General features: G+C 70.2%; 17 protein-coding genes and 1 tRNA gene. 7 read left to right on the top strand and 11 right to left on the bottom strand.

The window, feature by feature from the left end:
* Positions 1 to 208: 208 nt before the first annotated feature.
* The 9 genes from OG309_RS18720 to OG309_RS18760 form a co-directional block, all read right to left on the bottom strand.
* Positions 209 to 2320: a hypothetical protein gene (locus tag OG309_RS18720; protein ID WP_329422370.1), complete on the bottom strand. Its 2112-nt coding sequence runs from the start codon at positions 2318 to 2320 to the stop codon at positions 209 to 211.
* Between the two features lie 2 nt (positions 2321 to 2322).
* Positions 2323 to 3873 carry a hypothetical protein gene (locus tag OG309_RS18725; RefSeq protein ID WP_329422371.1) on the bottom strand — a complete coding sequence of 517 codons (1551 nt, stop codon included), beginning with the start codon at positions 3871 to 3873 and terminating at the stop codon, positions 2323 to 2325.
* An 82-nt stretch (positions 3874 to 3955) separates the two neighbouring features.
* Entirely contained in the window at positions 3956 to 4171 is a 216-nt protein-coding gene (locus tag OG309_RS18730; RefSeq protein WP_329422372.1) for a hypothetical protein, read from the bottom strand.
* Positions 4172 to 4185: 14 nt separating this feature from the next.
* The gene (locus OG309_RS18735) at positions 4186 to 4578 is read right to left on the bottom strand and encodes a DUF3307 domain-containing protein (RefSeq protein ID WP_329422374.1); all 393 of its coding nucleotides are present in this window, start codon (positions 4576 to 4578) and stop codon (positions 4186 to 4188) included.
* A 20-nt stretch (positions 4579 to 4598) separates the two neighbouring features.
* Entirely contained in the window at positions 4599 to 4937 is a 339-nt protein-coding gene (locus tag OG309_RS18740) for an RRQRL motif-containing zinc-binding protein (RefSeq protein ID WP_329422375.1), read from the bottom strand.
* On the bottom strand, positions 4934 to 5443 hold the full coding sequence (locus OG309_RS18745) for a hypothetical protein (RefSeq protein WP_329422376.1): 510 nt from the start codon (positions 5441 to 5443) through the stop codon (positions 4934 to 4936). The genes OG309_RS18740 and OG309_RS18745 overlap by 4 nt, the downstream gene beginning before the upstream one ends.
* Positions 5440 to 6465 carry a DUF2637 domain-containing protein gene (locus tag OG309_RS18750; RefSeq protein WP_329422377.1) on the bottom strand — a complete coding sequence of 342 codons (1026 nt, stop codon included), beginning with the start codon at positions 6463 to 6465 and terminating at the stop codon, positions 5440 to 5442. The genes OG309_RS18745 and OG309_RS18750 overlap by 4 nt, the downstream gene beginning before the upstream one ends.
* Entirely contained in the window at positions 6462 to 6803 is a 342-nt protein-coding gene (locus tag OG309_RS18755) for a hypothetical protein (protein ID WP_329422380.1), read from the bottom strand. Before OG309_RS18755 ends, OG309_RS18750 begins: the two co-directional genes overlap by 4 nt.
* Positions 6800 to 7063: a DUF6284 family protein gene (locus OG309_RS18760; protein WP_329422381.1), complete on the bottom strand. Its 264-nt coding sequence runs from the start codon at positions 7061 to 7063 to the stop codon at positions 6800 to 6802. The genes OG309_RS18755 and OG309_RS18760 overlap by 4 nt, the downstream gene beginning before the upstream one ends.
* A gap of 587 nt (positions 7064 to 7650) precedes the next feature.
* On the opposite strand from OG309_RS18760, the gene OG309_RS18765 reads away from it, so the two are divergent.
* Both OG309_RS18765 and OG309_RS38155 read left to right on the top strand, forming a co-directional pair.
* Positions 7651 to 8487, top strand: a complete 837-nt coding sequence (locus OG309_RS18765) for a sigma-70 family RNA polymerase sigma factor (protein WP_329422382.1) — start codon at positions 7651 to 7653, stop codon at positions 8485 to 8487.
* A gap of 1 nt (position 8488) precedes the next feature.
* Positions 8489 to 9298, top strand: coding sequence for a protein phosphatase 2C domain-containing protein (locus OG309_RS38155; protein ID WP_443067581.1), 810 nt, complete (start codon positions 8489 to 8491; stop codon positions 9296 to 9298).
* A 151-nt stretch (positions 9299 to 9449) separates the two neighbouring features.
* Here OG309_RS38155 and OG309_RS18770 read toward each other — a convergent pair whose 3' ends face one another.
* Entirely contained in the window at positions 9450 to 10640 is a 1191-nt protein-coding gene (locus OG309_RS18770; RefSeq protein WP_329428422.1) for a helix-turn-helix domain-containing protein, read from the bottom strand.
* A gap of 28 nt (positions 10641 to 10668) precedes the next feature.
* A complete protein-coding gene (locus tag OG309_RS18775) occupies positions 10669 to 11484 on the bottom strand; it encodes a hypothetical protein (protein WP_329422384.1) in 816 nt (271 codons plus the stop codon).
* Positions 11485 to 11749: 265 nt separating this feature from the next.
* Between OG309_RS18775 and OG309_RS18780 the strand changes: the two genes are divergently transcribed.
* The 5 genes from OG309_RS18780 (at position 11750) to OG309_RS18800 (ending at position 16280) form a co-directional block, all read left to right on the top strand.
* Positions 11750 to 11838: transfer RNA gene (locus tag OG309_RS18780), tRNA-Ser, on the top strand.
* A gap of 552 nt (positions 11839 to 12390) precedes the next feature.
* Positions 12391 to 12702: a hypothetical protein gene (locus OG309_RS18785; protein ID WP_329422385.1), complete on the top strand. Its 312-nt coding sequence runs from the start codon at positions 12391 to 12393 to the stop codon at positions 12700 to 12702.
* Positions 12703 to 12908: 206 nt separating this feature from the next.
* A complete protein-coding gene (locus OG309_RS18790) occupies positions 12909 to 14081 on the top strand; it encodes an acyl-CoA dehydrogenase family protein (RefSeq protein WP_329422387.1) in 1173 nt (390 codons plus the stop codon).
* A complete protein-coding gene (locus OG309_RS18795) occupies positions 14078 to 15082 on the top strand; it encodes a bifunctional MaoC family dehydratase N-terminal/OB-fold nucleic acid binding domain-containing protein (protein ID WP_329422389.1) in 1005 nt (334 codons plus the stop codon). The genes OG309_RS18790 and OG309_RS18795 overlap by 4 nt, the downstream gene beginning before the upstream one ends.
* Before the next feature lies 1 nt (position 15083).
* A complete protein-coding gene (locus OG309_RS18800; protein ID WP_329422391.1) occupies positions 15084 to 16280 on the top strand; it encodes an acyl-CoA dehydrogenase family protein in 1197 nt (398 codons plus the stop codon).
* The last annotated feature ends 2 nt before the right edge of the window (positions 16281 to 16282 follow it).

Genomic DNA, 16282 nt, shown 5'->3' on the forward strand with positions numbered 1-16282 from the left:
GGGCGGCACCCCCGTGGTGGGGTGCTGCCCGGTGGCCTGCTTGTCGTGTCGCTTGTCGTCTGGCTTGTCGCCTGCTTGTCGCCTGCTTGTCGTGCGGCTTGTCGCTTGTCTTGTCTTGTCGCTTGTCGCCTCCCAGGTCAAAGGCCGTTTCCGGGCTCCTGGGAGCCATTGAGGGCCGTTCCCAGGGCGGGGGCGACAAGGGCCCGGGTCAGTCCTCGGTGGGGGCGTGGGTGTGGTGGACGTAGCGGGTCTTGGTGCCGGTGCCGAGGCGTACGGCGGTGCCGTCGTCGGCCCACTCCTTGAGCCAGCCGACGACCGTCTGACGGCTCGTGCCGTGCTGTTCGGTGAGCGCCCGGGCGATGGCGGAGGCGCCGGTGCCGTCGGGTCCGGCGGCAAGCAGGACGGCGAGGGCGGCCTGTCGGGCGTCGCTGTCCTGCTGCTCGATCCGGAACGCGGACAGGTTCAGCCCGCGCGACGGCTCGCGCTCCTCCTGGTCGTCCGTGCCGGGCTCGGCGACGGTGCCGAACTCGGCGTCGATCTGCGCCATGAACCGGGCGGCGAGCGCGTCCTCATCGCCTGCCAGTGCGGCCGGGGCCGGGGTGTCGCGGAGGGCGGAGAGGTTCAGCCCACCGGAGCGGGCGGGGCGCTGCTCGGCCGCCGGGGTGGGCCGTTCGTCGGTGACGGTGTGGGTGCGCATCCAGGCGGTGCGGTTGGTGTCCCAGCGGCGGGCGTAGTCGGGGCCGGCGGCCTTCGCGGACGGCTCATCGAGCCGGGGGTGAAGCGAGCTGGTGGCACGGACGATGTCGGCGATCTGGTTCGGGGTGATCCGCCACCCCTTGAACAGGCCCGGTGCGGACTCGGGGGTGCCGATGAATCCGGCGCCCTTGTACGGAGCCTGCTCCGGCTTCAGGCCCCGGGAACCCTGGAAGACCCGGGAGAGGTCCATGCCCTCGACTTCGCCGCCGGTCAGGACGACGCGGGCTTTGGCTTCGCGGCGGATCATCAGGTTGCCGAGGACGGCGCCGGTGGCGCCGAGCGCGGTCAGCACGGTGCGGACGCCCATGGCGCGCATCAGCCGGATGACCTCCAGGATCTTCGCGGCCAGCTTGCGCATCTTCGGGTCGTTGCTGGCCAGGATCTCCGCGCCTTCGTCGATGACCAGCATGATCTGGGGGATCTGTGCGGAGACGGGCAGCAGGTCGGTGTCGGCCTGGGCCATGAGGTCCTGGTAGACGACCTTGCGGTGCTTGCCGACCCGCAGGGCCGCGTCCAGCATCAGGGTGGCCTCCTCGGGGGTGGAGGCGAGCCAGTCGATCCCGGGCCGGGTCTCCTTGTCCGGCTTGCCGTCGCCGTCGAAGGCGGGGCGGACCCAGGGCAGGCCGGCGGAGCCCGCGTTGAGGTCGATGACCCAGGTCAGGATGTCCGTGGCGCGGGCGAACCCGCCCAGGACGGTGTGGACGAAGTTCGTCTTGCCCGACCCGGTCGGCCCCACCACCAACGCGCACTGCTCGCGCAGGAAGACAGAGACCTCCCGCCCGTCGGAGCGGACACCCCACGGCAGGCCGGTGTGAATGGACAGGGGGCTGCAGTCGCTGGGGTAGGGGATCTCCCCGGCGAGGACGTTGACAGTGGAGACGTCGATCAGGACGCGGCCCTGGTGGATGCCCGGGGTCGCGGCCACCGTGCAGCCGTGGGGCAGGCGGGCGTCGGCGGAGAGCTTGGCGGAGTCCTTGGCGATCTGGTCGTACGTGGTCGCGCCCGGGAGTTCGGCGTCGATGGTGAAGCCGGTTCCGGTGGGCCACTTCTCGATCGCCAGCACGGTCACGGTGACGCCGCAGACGCGCTGGATCCGCTCGACCCACTCCGCGGCGAGGGTCCGCCGCTCCGCCGAGAGTTCCGCCGCCACCTGCCGGTCGGCGAACGCGATCAGCTCCAGCTCGCGGGCGTCTTCGTACAGGGCGGTGGAGCGGGCGGTGGTGCCGATGCCGACGCCGAGGACGGCGAGGGACCCGATCGCCGACCAGGTCAGGGGCCCGGTGGTGATGGCCCACGTGGTCCATCCGGCGCCCAGCAGCCAGGAGGAAGCGCGCAGGGCGACGGTGCGGGCGGACAGCCGCTCGCGGAGGGTGGAGACGGTGTGGCCGATGGCGCCGGCCGCGCCGACGGCGAGGGCCCAGCTCGGGGGCATGCCGGTGGCGGCGCCGGTGGCGGCGAGCGCGAACGCGCCGGTGGTGGCGGACAGGGCGCCGGTCACGGGTCCGTGACCGGCGTTCCAGTCCCACACCGGCCCCGTGGTGTTGGGGGTGTCGGTGGTGGTCATGATCAGACGTTCCAGCCCTTCTCTGCCTCGACGCCGTTGCGGGGGTCCTCGTGACGGGCGATGTCCTTCTCGTGGACCTGCCGGAACAGCGGCCCGACCTCACCGGAGGAGTCGACCGCGCGCATCAGCGCGCCGTAGATCTCGTCGAACGCGGCCGCGATCTGCTTCTCCAGCGGGAACTCGCCGTCGGACCGCTCGGCCAGGACCTTGAAGGTGTTCGCCACCGACGTCAGCGCGTCGGGCAGGTTCTCGACCATGGACAGGATCTCCATGGCCGTCTCGGGCTCGTAGGTGCGGGCCGCGTTCTCCATCTCGGCGGCGGCCTCTTCGAACTTGAAACCAGACACGTTCGGAACCTCCATGGGCGATGAGGGTGCGGCGGGGGTGAGGAAGGTGGGGCGCTCGGCCTTGTCGCCGATCTGCTGCTCCGGCGAGAGGTCGGCGTCGATCGCGGCCTCGGCAGCGGCCTGCCGCTCGCGGATCTCGGCGTCACGCGCGGCCTGCTGCTCTTCGGCGGTGCGCATCAGGCGCCGGTACAGGCGCCGGCCGGGGTGCTGGATGGACTTGATCCCGAGCTTCCGGCCCAGCGGCGTGGTCAGCATGCCGAGCGCGCCGACGGGGGCGGCGAGGAGCGCGGCGAGCAGGCGGCGTCCCTGCTTGCGGGCGGCCGACTTCCACAGCTGACGCCGGGCGTCCCTGCGCACGGCCCGCTTCAGCACCCGCGCCTGCCGGGCGGTGAGTCCCGCCTGGACCTTGTCGCGGGCCCCGTCGACCGCACGGGCAGCCGACCGATCCCGGAGGTTGCGGGCCCGCTGCACCGCAGCGTCCCGCCCAGCTCGCACCCGTCCACCCAGCGCCGAACTCCGCTTCGTGTGGCTGGAGTTGGCGCCGCCGCCATGTTTGCTGTTGGTGGTGGCGGAGGGGCGGGGTGAGGGGGTGTTGCGGCGGGTGCCGGCAACCTGACGCCGGTCCTGCACACCCTGTGTACGGCGCTCCGCCCGCGTCCTTCCGGCGGCCGTCGAGCGGGCGTCCTGCCGCAGCGCCTTGACCTGCCCCACCCGGCCCGGCGACTTGGGCGAGCGCGCAGAGGAAGACCCGGAGGTGCCGCTGCCGGTGCGGCCGGTGGACGTCCGCGACGCCCCCGAACCGCTCCGGGTACCGCCTGCCCGACGGGCGCCGGTGCCGCTGCCTCGGCCTCCAGCGCTGCGGTTACTGCCGCTGCCCGACTGCCGGGGGGTGGGGACCTTCTTCGCGGCGCGGGTGGTGGTCTTGGCGGTGCGGTTGCGTACGGCGCGGCGGGCCAGGATCGCGCCGCCGATGAGCGCGGCACCAGTGGCTGCGACGGCGGCACCGGCCGGACCGGCGGCGAGCGCGGCGGCGGCGATCCCGCTGATCGTGGAGTTGGCGCTGGTGGTGGCCAGCGGCACCACCGGCCAGCCGCCCGGGGTGTGCTCGACCTTCGGGGTCTCCTTGACCGGCTGCTCGGCGGCCGGCGGCGGGGGCGGAGCCGGGGCGGTGACGCCTACTACCGGCTCGGTGCTGATGTCCGTCATCCTTGCTACCTCCCTTAGGGAGATCAGGGGCCCGACCAAATGCTGTGGAAGGTGGATGGTCGGGCCCTGTCTGATGTGCAGGTCAGAGGGTGTTCGGGTCCAGGGAGAAGAACAGGACGATCGCGCTCTCCAGCCCCTGGTACGGGTGCTGGCGGCAGGCGTCCTTGCGCAGCTGGGTGAGCACGTCGAAGCGGGTCCATCCCCGGGCCGGGGTGTGGGTCCCGGACAGGGTGCAGACCTGGCCGCGCTCGCCCTGCAGCGTCAACACGTAGACGTGGGTGCCCTGGGTGGTCGACATGGCAAGACTCCGTTTCAGGCAGCGAGGGCGAGGGCCGCGAAGGCCAGTGCGGTGATGTGGGCGGTCTGGTCGACGTGCGCGGCACCGCCGTTGGCGGCCCAGTCGGACTGCCCGAAGCGGTGCATCCACCAGCGGACCGGCCAGCGGCGGTCGATGAACGCGTGCGTCCCGCCGATCCACGCCAGGGCGGCGTAGGCGGACCAGGTGCTGATGTGCAGGTCGAGGAAGACCATCCCGGTCAGCAGGGCGAGGCCGCAGATGCTGGCGTGGGTGCTGGCGTGGTTGAGGTTCGCCCGCCACCCCACCCGACCGGGGTCGGCCTTGTGGGCGGCCTGGTGATCGGTCTGGAAGGGGTAGTCGGCCAGCAGGTGACCGACGTAGAGCAGCAGGAACACGGTCGCGAACACGCGGATCTCCTCGGCGTCGGTCACGCAGCAGTGGCGGTTTCGGGGTAGGCGCAGGGCACGCACATGCCGAGCGAGCCAGGGATGCGGTATCCCGCGTCCCGCCCGCACTCCGGGCACACCCGCCGGGCCGCGTTCGCGCGGCCCAGGGCCGCCCACTTCGCCGGGGTCATCGGGCGGACCGGCAGGGCCAGATCGACCCGGTAGAGGTAGGCGACCAGCGGGCCGCGTCGGCGGCGGGGGCGTTCGAGCTGGGCGACGACGTCCTGACCGCCGGGCCGAAGGCCGGCGGCGCGGAGCTGCCGGACCGTGGCCAGACCCTCCGGGGCGAGGCGCCACGGGTAGACCGGGAGCACGCTCACCGGGTGCCGCCCAAGGGAACCGGCCGGATGCTCCACGGGATCTCGGCGGCGGCCGCCGGGGTCGCGCAGCACGCGGTCGAGGTGGTCCAGCCGTCCCGGGCGGCGCCCTCGGCCTCGGCCGCGATCTGCGCCGCGTCCAGGGAGGCGTGCACGCTGTGCAGCTCCCCGGAGCGGAACAGGACGTAGACGAACTCGGCCCGCGCGTTCTGCTTCCGGGTGACCCGCAGCAGGGTCCGCAGCGCCTGCCGGTCCTCGGTGTCGAGCAGCGATTCGGCGCGCAGGGTCTCCAGCTCACCCTCCAGCCGGGCCGCGTCGGCGATCGCCTGGACGAGCCGCGCGCGCTGCGTCTCCAGGGCGTTCTCCGCCCGGATCGCGAAGTCGGCGGACAGCTCGCTGCTCTGCTGGTGGTGTGCGGCCTCGGCGCGGGCGACGGTGGTGGCCGCCTCGGCGTCGGTGACATCGTCGCGCAGGGCGCGCAGGGTGCGGGTACGGACGATCGCGATCACGCGGTGGCTCCCTCAAGGACGGTGGTGGACTGGGCGTCGCGGAGTTCCTGGTAGCGGGTGGAGACCCAGCCGACGGACCAGCCGCACAGCTCTGCGGCCTGCCGCACCGACACCCCCGCACCGAACGCGGCGGTCACGGTCTGGCGGGCCCGCTCCTCCGACTGCTTCTCGTTCGCGGGGCCGGCGGCGAGGAGGGCGGCGCGTTCACGCTCGGCGCGCTCGGCCTGCTCACGCTGTTCACGCCGCGTCGCTTCCTCGCGCTCCCGGCGCTCCTTGTCGCGCTGCTGCGCGGCCTGCCGTTCACGCTCCCGCTGCTGGCGTACACGCTCGCGCTCGGCCTGTTCACGCTGTTCACGCTCGCGCTCGGAGCGTTCACGCTCGGCCCGCTGCTCGCGCTCTGCAGCTGCCCGCTGCTCGCGCTCTTCACGGGCCCGGCGCTCTTCTCGTTCAGCCTGTTCACGGGCCAACGCGGCTTCGTGCTCGCGCTGTTCACGGGCGAGAGCCGCCTGATGCTCGCGCTCCTCGCGGGCCCGGCGCTCCGCCCGTTCCTCGCGCTCCTCGGCCTCCCGCCGCGCCTCGGCCTGCTCGGCCCGTTTACGGGCGTTCAGGCCGTCCAGGGCGGCGGTGATAGCCCGGCGGTAGGCGAGGCTGGTCTCCGCTGTGACGATGAGCAGCAGCGGGGCGACCGAGTGCACGGCGACGCCGACCAGGTCCTTGTTCAGCGCGGAGTCCGCGACGTTCAGGGCCAGGGTCATGGTGCCGGTCATCCACCGCAGCACCACCGACCACCGACCGCCGTGGTGACCGAGACGGGCCAGGACCGAGTCCAGCCGGACCACGATCACGACCGCCGCGTCCACCACGATCGGCAGGATCGGCGCCGTCCACTTCCACTCGTCGAGCGTGTGCGCCCGCATCAGCGGCGTCACCGTCAGGACCGAGTAGAGCATCGCCCCGCACACGATCAACCACGTGCCGAACGACAGGGCCCGCTCCGCTGAACGGATCTGAACATCGTTCACGACCCGACCCCCGCACCCGTCAGGACCGCCTCGGCGGCCGGGACCGGCGAGTAGCCGACCAGCTCCACCGTGGCTCCGGCGAACCTGCCGTGAACGGTCAGGACCCCCGTGCGCCCCCCGGACTGAACGTGGTGAGCAACGTCCTCCGAGGCCAGGTTCAGCGCCTGCCGCCACGCCTCGAACGCGCCGAAGCCGCCTTCGTGGAACGCCAGCTCCAGCCGGTCCGGGACGACCGTCGACACGTGCACGGACGGCGCCGGCAGGTCCGCGAACTCCGCCGCAACAGTCCGCAGCGCCAGCAGCGGGGTGCTCAGCCCCGCCAGGGTCAGCCCGCTCACGCGGCACCGCCCAGCACCGTGGCGACGCGGTTGGTCAGGTTCCGACGCTCGGCCAGGCCCCGGTTACGGGCCCGGCGCACCCGCCGGCCGTCCAGGTCGTTGACCGGACGGTCCAGGGTCTTGATGTACAGGTCGAGCCCCGCCAGGTCCGCCAGAATCTCCGGCATCTCCAGCTCGATCGCGTCCAGCTCAGCGTCCGACGGCTCAAGATCGTGCGGCAGCCTCGTAACGAGGCCCTGAAGTGCAGCGATGGACTTCATTGGGTGTGTTCCTCTCACACAGGAACGGCCCGAACGAACCCCCGGAGTAGCCGCTCCGGGGGTTCTCGCCGTTGGAACCATCCGGCTCCCCTCAACCCCGCCCGTACGGCACCCCGCGTGGGGCCCGGACGGGCGGAGGAGGCAACCGGCCGCAGCCGAGAAGGCTGCGAAGTCGGGTAAGTACATGGGTCGCGATCTTTGCCCCTGTGTCACCGCACGTGACGGGTCCTCGGCCAGCCCGAAGGGTGACCTAGATCAAGGTGCGTGCTGCTCTCGTGCGGCAGGGCCTACGGCTTGTCGCAGGTGCCTGGACGTACTGACGACCGCTCTTCCCTAGCGAAGGCTGCGGTGCGTCCCCTGTTTAGTTCTCAAGCCAGCAGTCGCTTCCATCGAGCCGATCCGCCTAGTGCGGAGCCCTCCGGGCGCATACGGATGGCAAGGGGGGGTTAGCACCCAAGCCGTCCGGCAACCTCTCCTGTTAAGGGGGGGTTGCCATGTAGCTTGCTGGAGACTGGCGACCTGTGTCAACCCCCCCTTAACATGAGTCGAGGGAACATCCACTCTGAGCTGATTCGCGAGGCGAGACATTGATCGAGGAAGTACGGCGGGTCTCGGCGATGCAGGATCACTCCCTGCGCGTCAAAGCCGCTGTTGACCTGATGACAGAGCTGCAAGCCGCAGTCGTCGAGACATCACGGATGCGGAAAGAGAGCATCGCGTGGCTTCGCAAGAACGGGCACTCGATGGCCGACGTGGCGAAGTTGATGGGGGTGAGTCGTGCGCGTGTCGCTCAGCTTCGTGATGCTGGGCCGCCCGCGGAGAGGGGGTTCCTTGGTTCACAGCTAGTACAGGTCGTTGTGCCTCTCCGGCCCGGTGAGCGGGAGTACGTGGCTGTGGAAGACAGCTCGACCGGGCAGAAGCTGTTGACGCTGGCACAGAGCCTTCAGCTCGATGGAGACCTCGGGTACATCCCGGTGACGGGAGAGCTCGACCTCAACCGTGACGACCTGCTGGTGGTGTGCGGGCCGAAGACGTCTCCAGAGGCTGCGGCGGCACTCGCTCAAGACCCCCGACTCCTGTTCGAGACGCTGCCTGACGGGCGATGGGCTCTCACGGAGAGGGAAAGCGGCAAGGTCTACACATCGCCGAGTGACGATCCGCAGGAGCCGAGGCCGGCAGATGTGGCGTACCTCGGGAGGCTTCCTCGCCCGGATGGGCAGGGAACGTTCATCTTGATCGCCGGGGTCCATGCGGTCGGGTCGCTGGGCGTGGCCCAGTTCCTCACCGAGAACCTTGCGTCCCTTTACGGGGAGGTGGGCATCGAACCGTTCTCGATGGTCGTGGCCTGCGACTACAACCCCAGTGACAAGTCGGTGACGGCGACTCGATCGATGAGCGGTGTGCTGCGTCACGAGGCCGCTTGAGATGGACGTGTCGGCGCACAGTAGTGCGTGCCCGGGGCGGGCTAACGAGGACTTCGCAATCTGGAGCGACCGCGTCGCCCTTGTTGTGGATGGCGCTGGCATGCCCGATGCACTGCAGGCACCGTGCATCCATGGGGTCTCCTGGTTCGCCAAGACACTGGGAGCGGAGTTGCTCGCCGAGGCAAGCGGGTCCGCCTCTCTTCGAGACGCCCTCGCCGGCGCCATCGAGCTGACAGCCGACGCGCACCGCAGCACGTGCGCGATCGATGATCCTCTGTCCCCATCGGCGACGCTCGCTGTCCTCCGGTGGAGTAGCGATGCCGTCGATTGGCTGGTCCTGGGGGACTGCACTCTCGTGGTCGAGCGCGAGGGTGCAGTGGAAGCGGTTTCGGATACGCGTCTCGCGTCGGTGGCTGCCAGTGAGCGAGCGGCGATGAAAGGGGCAGCCCCCGGGTCCCCCGAGCGTCAGCGCTTGCACGCCAGTCTTGTGCGGGCTGAACGTGCCCGCCGGAATCGGCCGGGTGGTTACTGGGTGGCTGCTTCAGAGCCAGCGGCGGCTGAAGCGGCGTTGTGCGGCTCGTACCCCTCACAGGATCTGGTTCAGGCGGCGCTCCTAACCGACGGAGCGGCTCGCTTGGTCACCACGTTCGCTTTGGCCAGCTGGCCGGGGTGCCTGAGAATTCTCGGGGAGCGGGGGCCTCAGGCTTTACTCCGCAGCGTTCGCGCTGCGGAGCTGTCCGATGGAGATATGACTCGGTGGCCCCGCAGTAAGCCGCACGACGACGCCACCGCGCTCTACATCCGTTCATAGCGGGGCTCGCCCCCTCCTCAGTGCGGTTGGTGCTGGCGTCACTTCTTGTGCCGTGAGCGACCGCGCTCAAGTCCTTGCGTGTGCCCCGGAGCGAGCGATGACGATGACTCTCTCCGGGGTAGCGAATATCAGAAATTGATCAAGCCCGGGCCTAAGTCCCGGGCTCATCGTTATTTCTCCGAAATAGAGGAATCACTCCGTCTGGGCTCTCCATTTCTTGACTCTCAAGGAACAGGTCATCGCGTACGGGGGCCCTGGCTGTCACTGTTCGAAAAATCCCTGGAGTCACTCGGGATTCCCTAGCCAGTGACAATTCATCCATTCCAACGCTCGAAAGGATTTCCACGGCCTTTGGGTAAAGGGAAGGCTGTTCTACAGTGGGCATCTCGCCAGGTTCTCGGCGGCGCCAGCCCTTCGAGGACAAGTAGGTGACTGCATTGCGATACGTGACGTCACTCATGACGCCTAGGGCCCTAGATCGGTACAGCAATGCCTGTAGGCTAACGCCGTAAGTCTCCTTCAGCCTTGCGAGGACTCTCCAGTCTGCCTTGCTCGGCAGGAGGTCGCGCAGTTCGTCTTCTGGGAGTAGCAGTTCGGCCGCGAAACGGTGAGCCTGATTTTCGACTACTTTACTCCCCGGTTCGGCATCCACGTGCATTACGAGGTGACCGAGTTCGTGGGCGACGTCGAAACGCTGACGGTAGTAATCCTCCTTGGCTGGGTTGAGAAATACCGTCGGCCTGTAGCCATCGTCGAAGGAGTAGGCGTCCACTGCGGCGGTCTGCGCAGGGCTGAAGACCACCACAACGCCGTGATTCTCTGCAATTCGCACCAGATGGCCGACAGGCCCCGCAGTAATGTCCCAGTGCTTCCGGAGGAGGCGGGCTGCCTCCTCCGGAAGGGTGCTCGACTCGTCCTCCACGTCGACGCTTAGGCGCGGGACGTCGGGTTCTGGAAACTCGACGTGCCTTTCGAGGGCTGCGCCTACCTCCCCAGAAATGACGCCATAAGCAAAGGCTTGATCGCGGGCCAGCTGTGTCGTCGAACGCAATGAACGGAAATGAGGCACGGAGTCGCTGGTAGTCGACTGATTGGGGCCAGGGAGAAAGAATCCGGGATCCACCCCAAGCGTCAGACATAGCTGCGCGACCGTAGCCGGAGCTGGGCGTTTTGTGTTGTTTTCGTAAGCTGCAACGGCGGTGGGGCTTTTATCGATCCTCACTGCGAGGGCATTCTTCCGCAAGCCGACTAGTTGTCGCGCGAGCTTCAAGCGGCGCCCTTCGAAAAGGCGAGAGGCGTCACCAACCTGTACCTCCGTGCGGCGTGAGGAATACATGACCATCCACTCGTTTCGTTGCTTGTCGTTCTCCCTACGCCTGGTGGTTCTCCCCGCTTCCTTCGGACGGCTGGCGACGAAGGCGAACGGGTGCATCCTGAATGCTGGACGACTCGGGGAGGGGGCCGAGAGGCGTAGGAGTAGGTTTGGTGGCGGGTGTTCCAGGGTTGGCGGCAAGTAGATCATGCCTCCAGTACCAGGCGTCTCCGCCCCCACGGTTAAGTCGTGAGCGGCCCAGGTAAAGTTCTCGGATTCCCAGCTCTCGTTCAATGCTGTGCGCGACGATGAGCGTTGTCGCGTTGAGTTCCGCGTCCACTTCCCTCAACGCTTCGATAGCAGCAGCGAGAGTGTCGGGTTCCTCGTCGAACAGGGTGGGGTGAGAGTCCTGCCACCCAGCAGGCTGCCCCTGTGACGCGACGCGTTGTTTGGTGGGGCTCTTCTGAGGCCAGGGGATGCGGTTGATCTCCCCGTAGCCGAAAGACGTGAGCAGGAAGCGCCAGTCGCCGCATCGCCAACCCGGCGACTGGGTGAGGGGGGACCAAACGACCCGACCCGGGGTGATGAGCGGCATCTTGCGATGCTCGCCAGGAGCCAGTCCGGCGGCGACGAGGTCCAGGCCGGCGGAGGCGGACTCCGGGGAATCCACGCCATGCTTGCCCGTGCTGAACACCCGGTGCAGTCGGTCCACCAAGAGCCTGTGGGCGGTAGATCCAACCCAGCCTCGGTCATGCCCCGTGTCGGGGTCGTAGTCGTCCATGGTGCGCCGGTAGGCCGACGTGGCTGCCCATGCCAGGGCCGCGAGAACACCGCTGGACTCAAGGTCCTCAAGCGCATCCTGCTGTTCGCTCATGCCACACGACTGTACCTCACTTAAGTAAAAGGTGCACGAAACTAAACCAGGCGCCGATGATGGCGCCATCGGATGAACCGAACATGTGCACGATTTCACGGGGAAACTTACCGCTCTAGAAGGTCGGCTGGCCAGCGTTTCAGTGCCGCTCATGCCGCCGGGTGCCATCGACGAGGCGGGGTCGCGTAGGGGTTTGGGCCCTTGCCCTGTGGGCCAGGTGCGGGCCAGGGGTGGCGTGCGACGCCCTGAACGCGAGGAACGTGCAGGTGGGAACGGGGGCGGGCGGGGTGTCGCGAACGGTCTTGAAAACCGTCGTGGCGCGAGTCACCGTGGGTTCAAATCCCACACCCACCGCGGTGCCTGGAACGGCCCCCGACCGGTCACGACCGGTCGGGGGCCGTCGGCTTTCCCGCCCCGCTGCCCGCCCCGGCTGCCCCCCCCGCGCCTGCCGCGCCAGACCCACCGCCCGCACGCCGGTCGCCCGCACGCCGGTCGTCCCACGCCTGTCGTCCCGGGTTCCGTGCGCCGGTTCTGCGCCCGCGCTCGACCGGCCCCCGCCCCGCTTTTCGCCCCGTTCTCGTGGCCCCCGGGCGGGGTTTTTCGGGCAGAAGGACGGATTGGCTGAAAAGCTGCCGAAACGCTTCAGCCCTTGGGAGGAACGGCCTCCCCCGCCCCTCCGGCTCCTCCGTGCGCGTGGCCTGGGGCTTTGTCGTGGTCGAGGGGGTTTATCGACTTGTCCTCACGCTTGAGGGGGAATCAGGCGCTAGGGGGTGGTTCGACGGGGATTCGGTGGGCAACTCTGATCTTGCGACGTCGAGCAGGAAACGACCGAGGTGGTCGGCCAACCGCCTTGGAATCAGCAGCAGTTCGCAGCATTCAGAGCTTTCAGTTCCCGGAGGAACAGACATGGCAAGCATCCGTACCGCCCGCGTCATCGCCGCTGTCGCCGCCCTGCCCCTCGCCGCCGCTCTCTTCGGCGGGGTGGCCCAGGCCGACAACGGAGGATTCGCGGACAACGGATCGAACACCAGCGTCGCCACGATCATCGGCAGTGGTGTGGGTGGCAACAACCACGGCAACTCGACCACGACCCAGCAGGTGGCGACGGGTTCCGGTGCCTCCAACCAGAACAACACCGCGAGCGTGAACGGCTCCGCCCTCACGCACATCGACCAGGCCAACGTGAACTCGGTCGTCAACTTCTATCCGTGGTGGTGACCGGCCCGACGGGGGGAAGGCTCGCGGGGTGAACGGCGGCCCGTGCGGCGGCGCTTCGGCGCCGGCGCACGGGCCGCTTTCCGTCGTGGGGCCGACGCTCCCGTCGACGGGGATCCGGTGACCGTCGTGACCTTGACAGGGTGAGTGAATCTGACGGACAGTCAGAAACCTTAGGTGGAAGTCCTGTCCCGACGAGAGGCGTCGCCGTGCACCTCGCCCCGACCGAACGGCAACTGCGGCTGCGCGCCGAACTCCGCGCGTACTTCCGCGACGTGATGCCCGACGGGCCCCCGCCCCCCACCGACTCCGCCGCCCAGCGCCGGCTGCTGCTCCGCATCGGCGGCGACGGCATGCTGGGGCTCGGCTGGCCCGAGGAGTACGGCGGCCAGGGCCGCGGCCCCGACGAGCAGTTCGTCTTCTTCGACGAGGCCTACCGGGCCGGCGCCCCCGTCTCCATGGTCACCCTCAACACCGTCGGCCCGACCCTCATGAAGTACGGCACCGACGAGCAGAAGGCGTACTTCCTCCCCCGCATCCTCAGCGGCGAGATCGTCTTCGCCATCGGCTACAGCGAGCCCGAGGCCGGCACCGACCTGGCCTCGCTGCGCACCAGGGCCGTACGGGACGCCGACTCCTGGCTGATCGACGGGCAGAAGGTCTTCACCTCGAACGCCCAGAACGCCGACTGGATCTGGCTCGCCTGCCGCACCGACGCCGACCCCGGCACCCCCCGCCACCGGGGCATCTCGATCGTCCTCGTCCCCACCGACGCACCCGGGTTCTCGTGGACCCCGATCGAGACCGTCGGCGGGCTGACCACCACGGCCACCTACTACGACTCCCTCCGCGTCCCGGCCGGCAACCTCGTCGGGCCCGAGCACGGCGGCTGGGGGCTCATCACCAACCAGCTCAACCACGAGCGGGTCGCGCTCGCCGCGATCGGCATGCAGGCCGAGGACTTCTTCGCCGCCGCCCTCCGGCACGCCCGCACCCCCGATCCGGTCACGGGCGCGCGCCGGATCGACGAGCCGTGGGTCCGCATCCGCGCCGCCGAGGCCCACGCCCGGCTGGCGGCCACCCGTCTGCTCAACTGGCGCCTGGTCGGGGAGGTCGGGGCGGGCCGGCTGGCCCCCGGCGACGCGAGCGGGGTGAAGTTCGCGGGCACCGAGTCGGCCGTCGAGGTCTACCGGATGTGCCAGGAGATCGCGGGCGGCGCCGCACTGGTCCGGGCCGGATCGCCGGGCGCGTTCGAGGACGGCGAGCTGGAGCGGATGAACCGGGCGGCCCAGATCAACACCTTCGGGGGAGGCGTGAGCGAGGTGCAGCGCGAGATCGTCGCGACGATGCGGCTCGGCATGAAGGGGAGGGGGCGGCGATGAGCCAGGACCCACGTGATCCGCACGACCCGCACACCCCTCACGACCCGCACACCCCGCGCGACCCGCACACCCCTCACAGTGACCTGTTCTACGAGCGGTTGAAGGCGTACGAGGGGCGGGCCGCCGCCGTCGGCGGCACCGGCAAGGACCCCGTCAACGAGCCCATGATCCGGCACTGGTGCGAGGCCATGGGCGACACCGACCCCGCCTACCAAGGCCCCGACGCCGTCGCCCCGCCCACCATGCTCCAGGCGTGGACCATGGGCGGCCTCTCCGGCCACACCGACCGCTCCGGGGCGTACGACGAACTCTCCGCCCTCCTCGACGCCGCCGGGTACACCTCCGTCGTCGCCACCGACTGCGAGCAGGAGTACCTGAAGCCGCTGCGGCCCGGGGACGCGATCACCTTCGACGCCGTCATCGAGTCCGTCTCGCCGCGCAAGACCACCAAGCTGGGCACCGGCCACTTCGTCACGACCCGGATGGACGTACGGGCCGGCGGCGAGCTCGCCGGCACCCACCGCTTCCGCATCCTCAAGTACACGCCCGCGGCCCGCCCCGAGCGGCGGGAGGAGACCGCGCCCCAGGCGGCCGGCCGTCCCCGGCGCCCCCGCCCCGTCGTCAACCGCGACAACGCCGGCTTCTGGGAGGGCGTGGCCGAGCACCGGCTGCTCGTCCAGCGCTGCGCCGACTGCGCGACCCTCCGCTTCCCCTGGCTGCCCGGCTGCAACGCCTGCGGCTCCCGGCAGTGGGACACCGTCGAGGCGAGCGGCGAGGGCACCGTCTACTCGTACGTGGTGATGCACCACCCGCCCTTCCCGGCCTTCGACCCCCCGTACGCGGTCGGGCTCGTCGAACTGGCCGAGGGCGTACGGATGATCAGCAACGTCGTCGGGGTGCCCTACGACAAGGTGCGGATCGGGATGCCGGTCCGACTGGAGTTCCTGAAGGTGGACGAGGAGCTCGAACTCCCCGTCTTCCGCGCGGGAGGCGAGGACTGACATGGACTTCACGCCCACGGAGGAGCAGCAGGCCGCGAGGGAACTGGCCGCGCGGATCTTCGGCGACCTCGCCACGCACGAACGCCTCACGGCCGCCGGCACCGACACCGACGCCGAACTCTGGAAGGCCCTGTGCGCCGCCGGTCTCCCCGAGTCGGTCGAGGAGACCGGACTGCTCGGACTCGTCCTCCTCGCCGAGGAACAGGGCCGCACCACCGCGCAGGTCCCCTTCACGGTGAGCTGCGTGTACGGGCTGCTCGCCGTCGCCCGGCACGGCACGGAGGACCAGCGGGCCCGGCTGCTGCCCGGCCTCCGGGACGGCACGACCGTGGTGACCGGCGCCTTCCCGGCGGTCGCCGGAACCGGCGCCGTACGGGTCGACGCCGAGGGCCGGCTCACCGGCGCCCTGGACCGGGTGCCCTGGCTGCGGGACGCCACCCACGTCCTCGTCCCGGCCGAGGACCGGACGCTGTGGCTGGTGCGCACGGCGGACGCCGCCCGCCCGGTCGAGCCCGTCGACCTCACCGCGCCCTGGTCCGCCGGCCGCCTGACCCTCGACGGGGTCCGCGGGGAGCGGCTCGGCGAGCGGCTCGGCGAGCGGCTGGGGGAGCGGCTCGGAGAGCGGGCGGGCAGCCTCGACGGGCGTCCTTCCGACGGCTCCCACGGCAGCCCCTCCGGCCGTCCGGCCGACGGCTCCCACGTCAGCCCCTCCGGCCGTCCGGCCGGCGGCTCCTCCCACGGCACCCCCTACGCCGACGTCCTCGCCGCCGCCAGGATCGCCTTCGCCGGGCTCCAGGCCGGGGTCTGCGCCGGGTCGCTGGCCCGGGCCGTCGCGTACACCTCGGAGCGCGAGCAGTTCGGGCGCCCGCTCTCCTCCCACCAGGCGGTGCAGCTGCGGGCCGCCGACGCGCACATGGACACCGAGTCCATCCGGGTCACCGCCTACGAGGCCGCCTGGCGCCACGACGAGGGCCTGCCCGTGGGCGAGCACGCGCTGACGGCGGCCTGGTGGGCCGCCGAGGCGGGCAGGCGGGTCGTGCACGCCGGCCAGCACCTGCACGGCGGGCTCGGCGCCGACCTCGACCACCCCGTGCACCGGCACTTCCTCTGGGGGCGGCAGCTCGACGCGTACCTGGGCTGCGGCACCGAACTCCTCGCCGAACTGGGCGACCTGCTCGCGAAGGGAGCGGCCGCGTGACC

It is taken from the genome of Streptomyces sp. NBC_01268 (genome assembly GCF_036240795.1).
GTDB lineage: Bacteria > Actinomycetota > Actinomycetes > Streptomycetales > Streptomycetaceae > Streptomyces.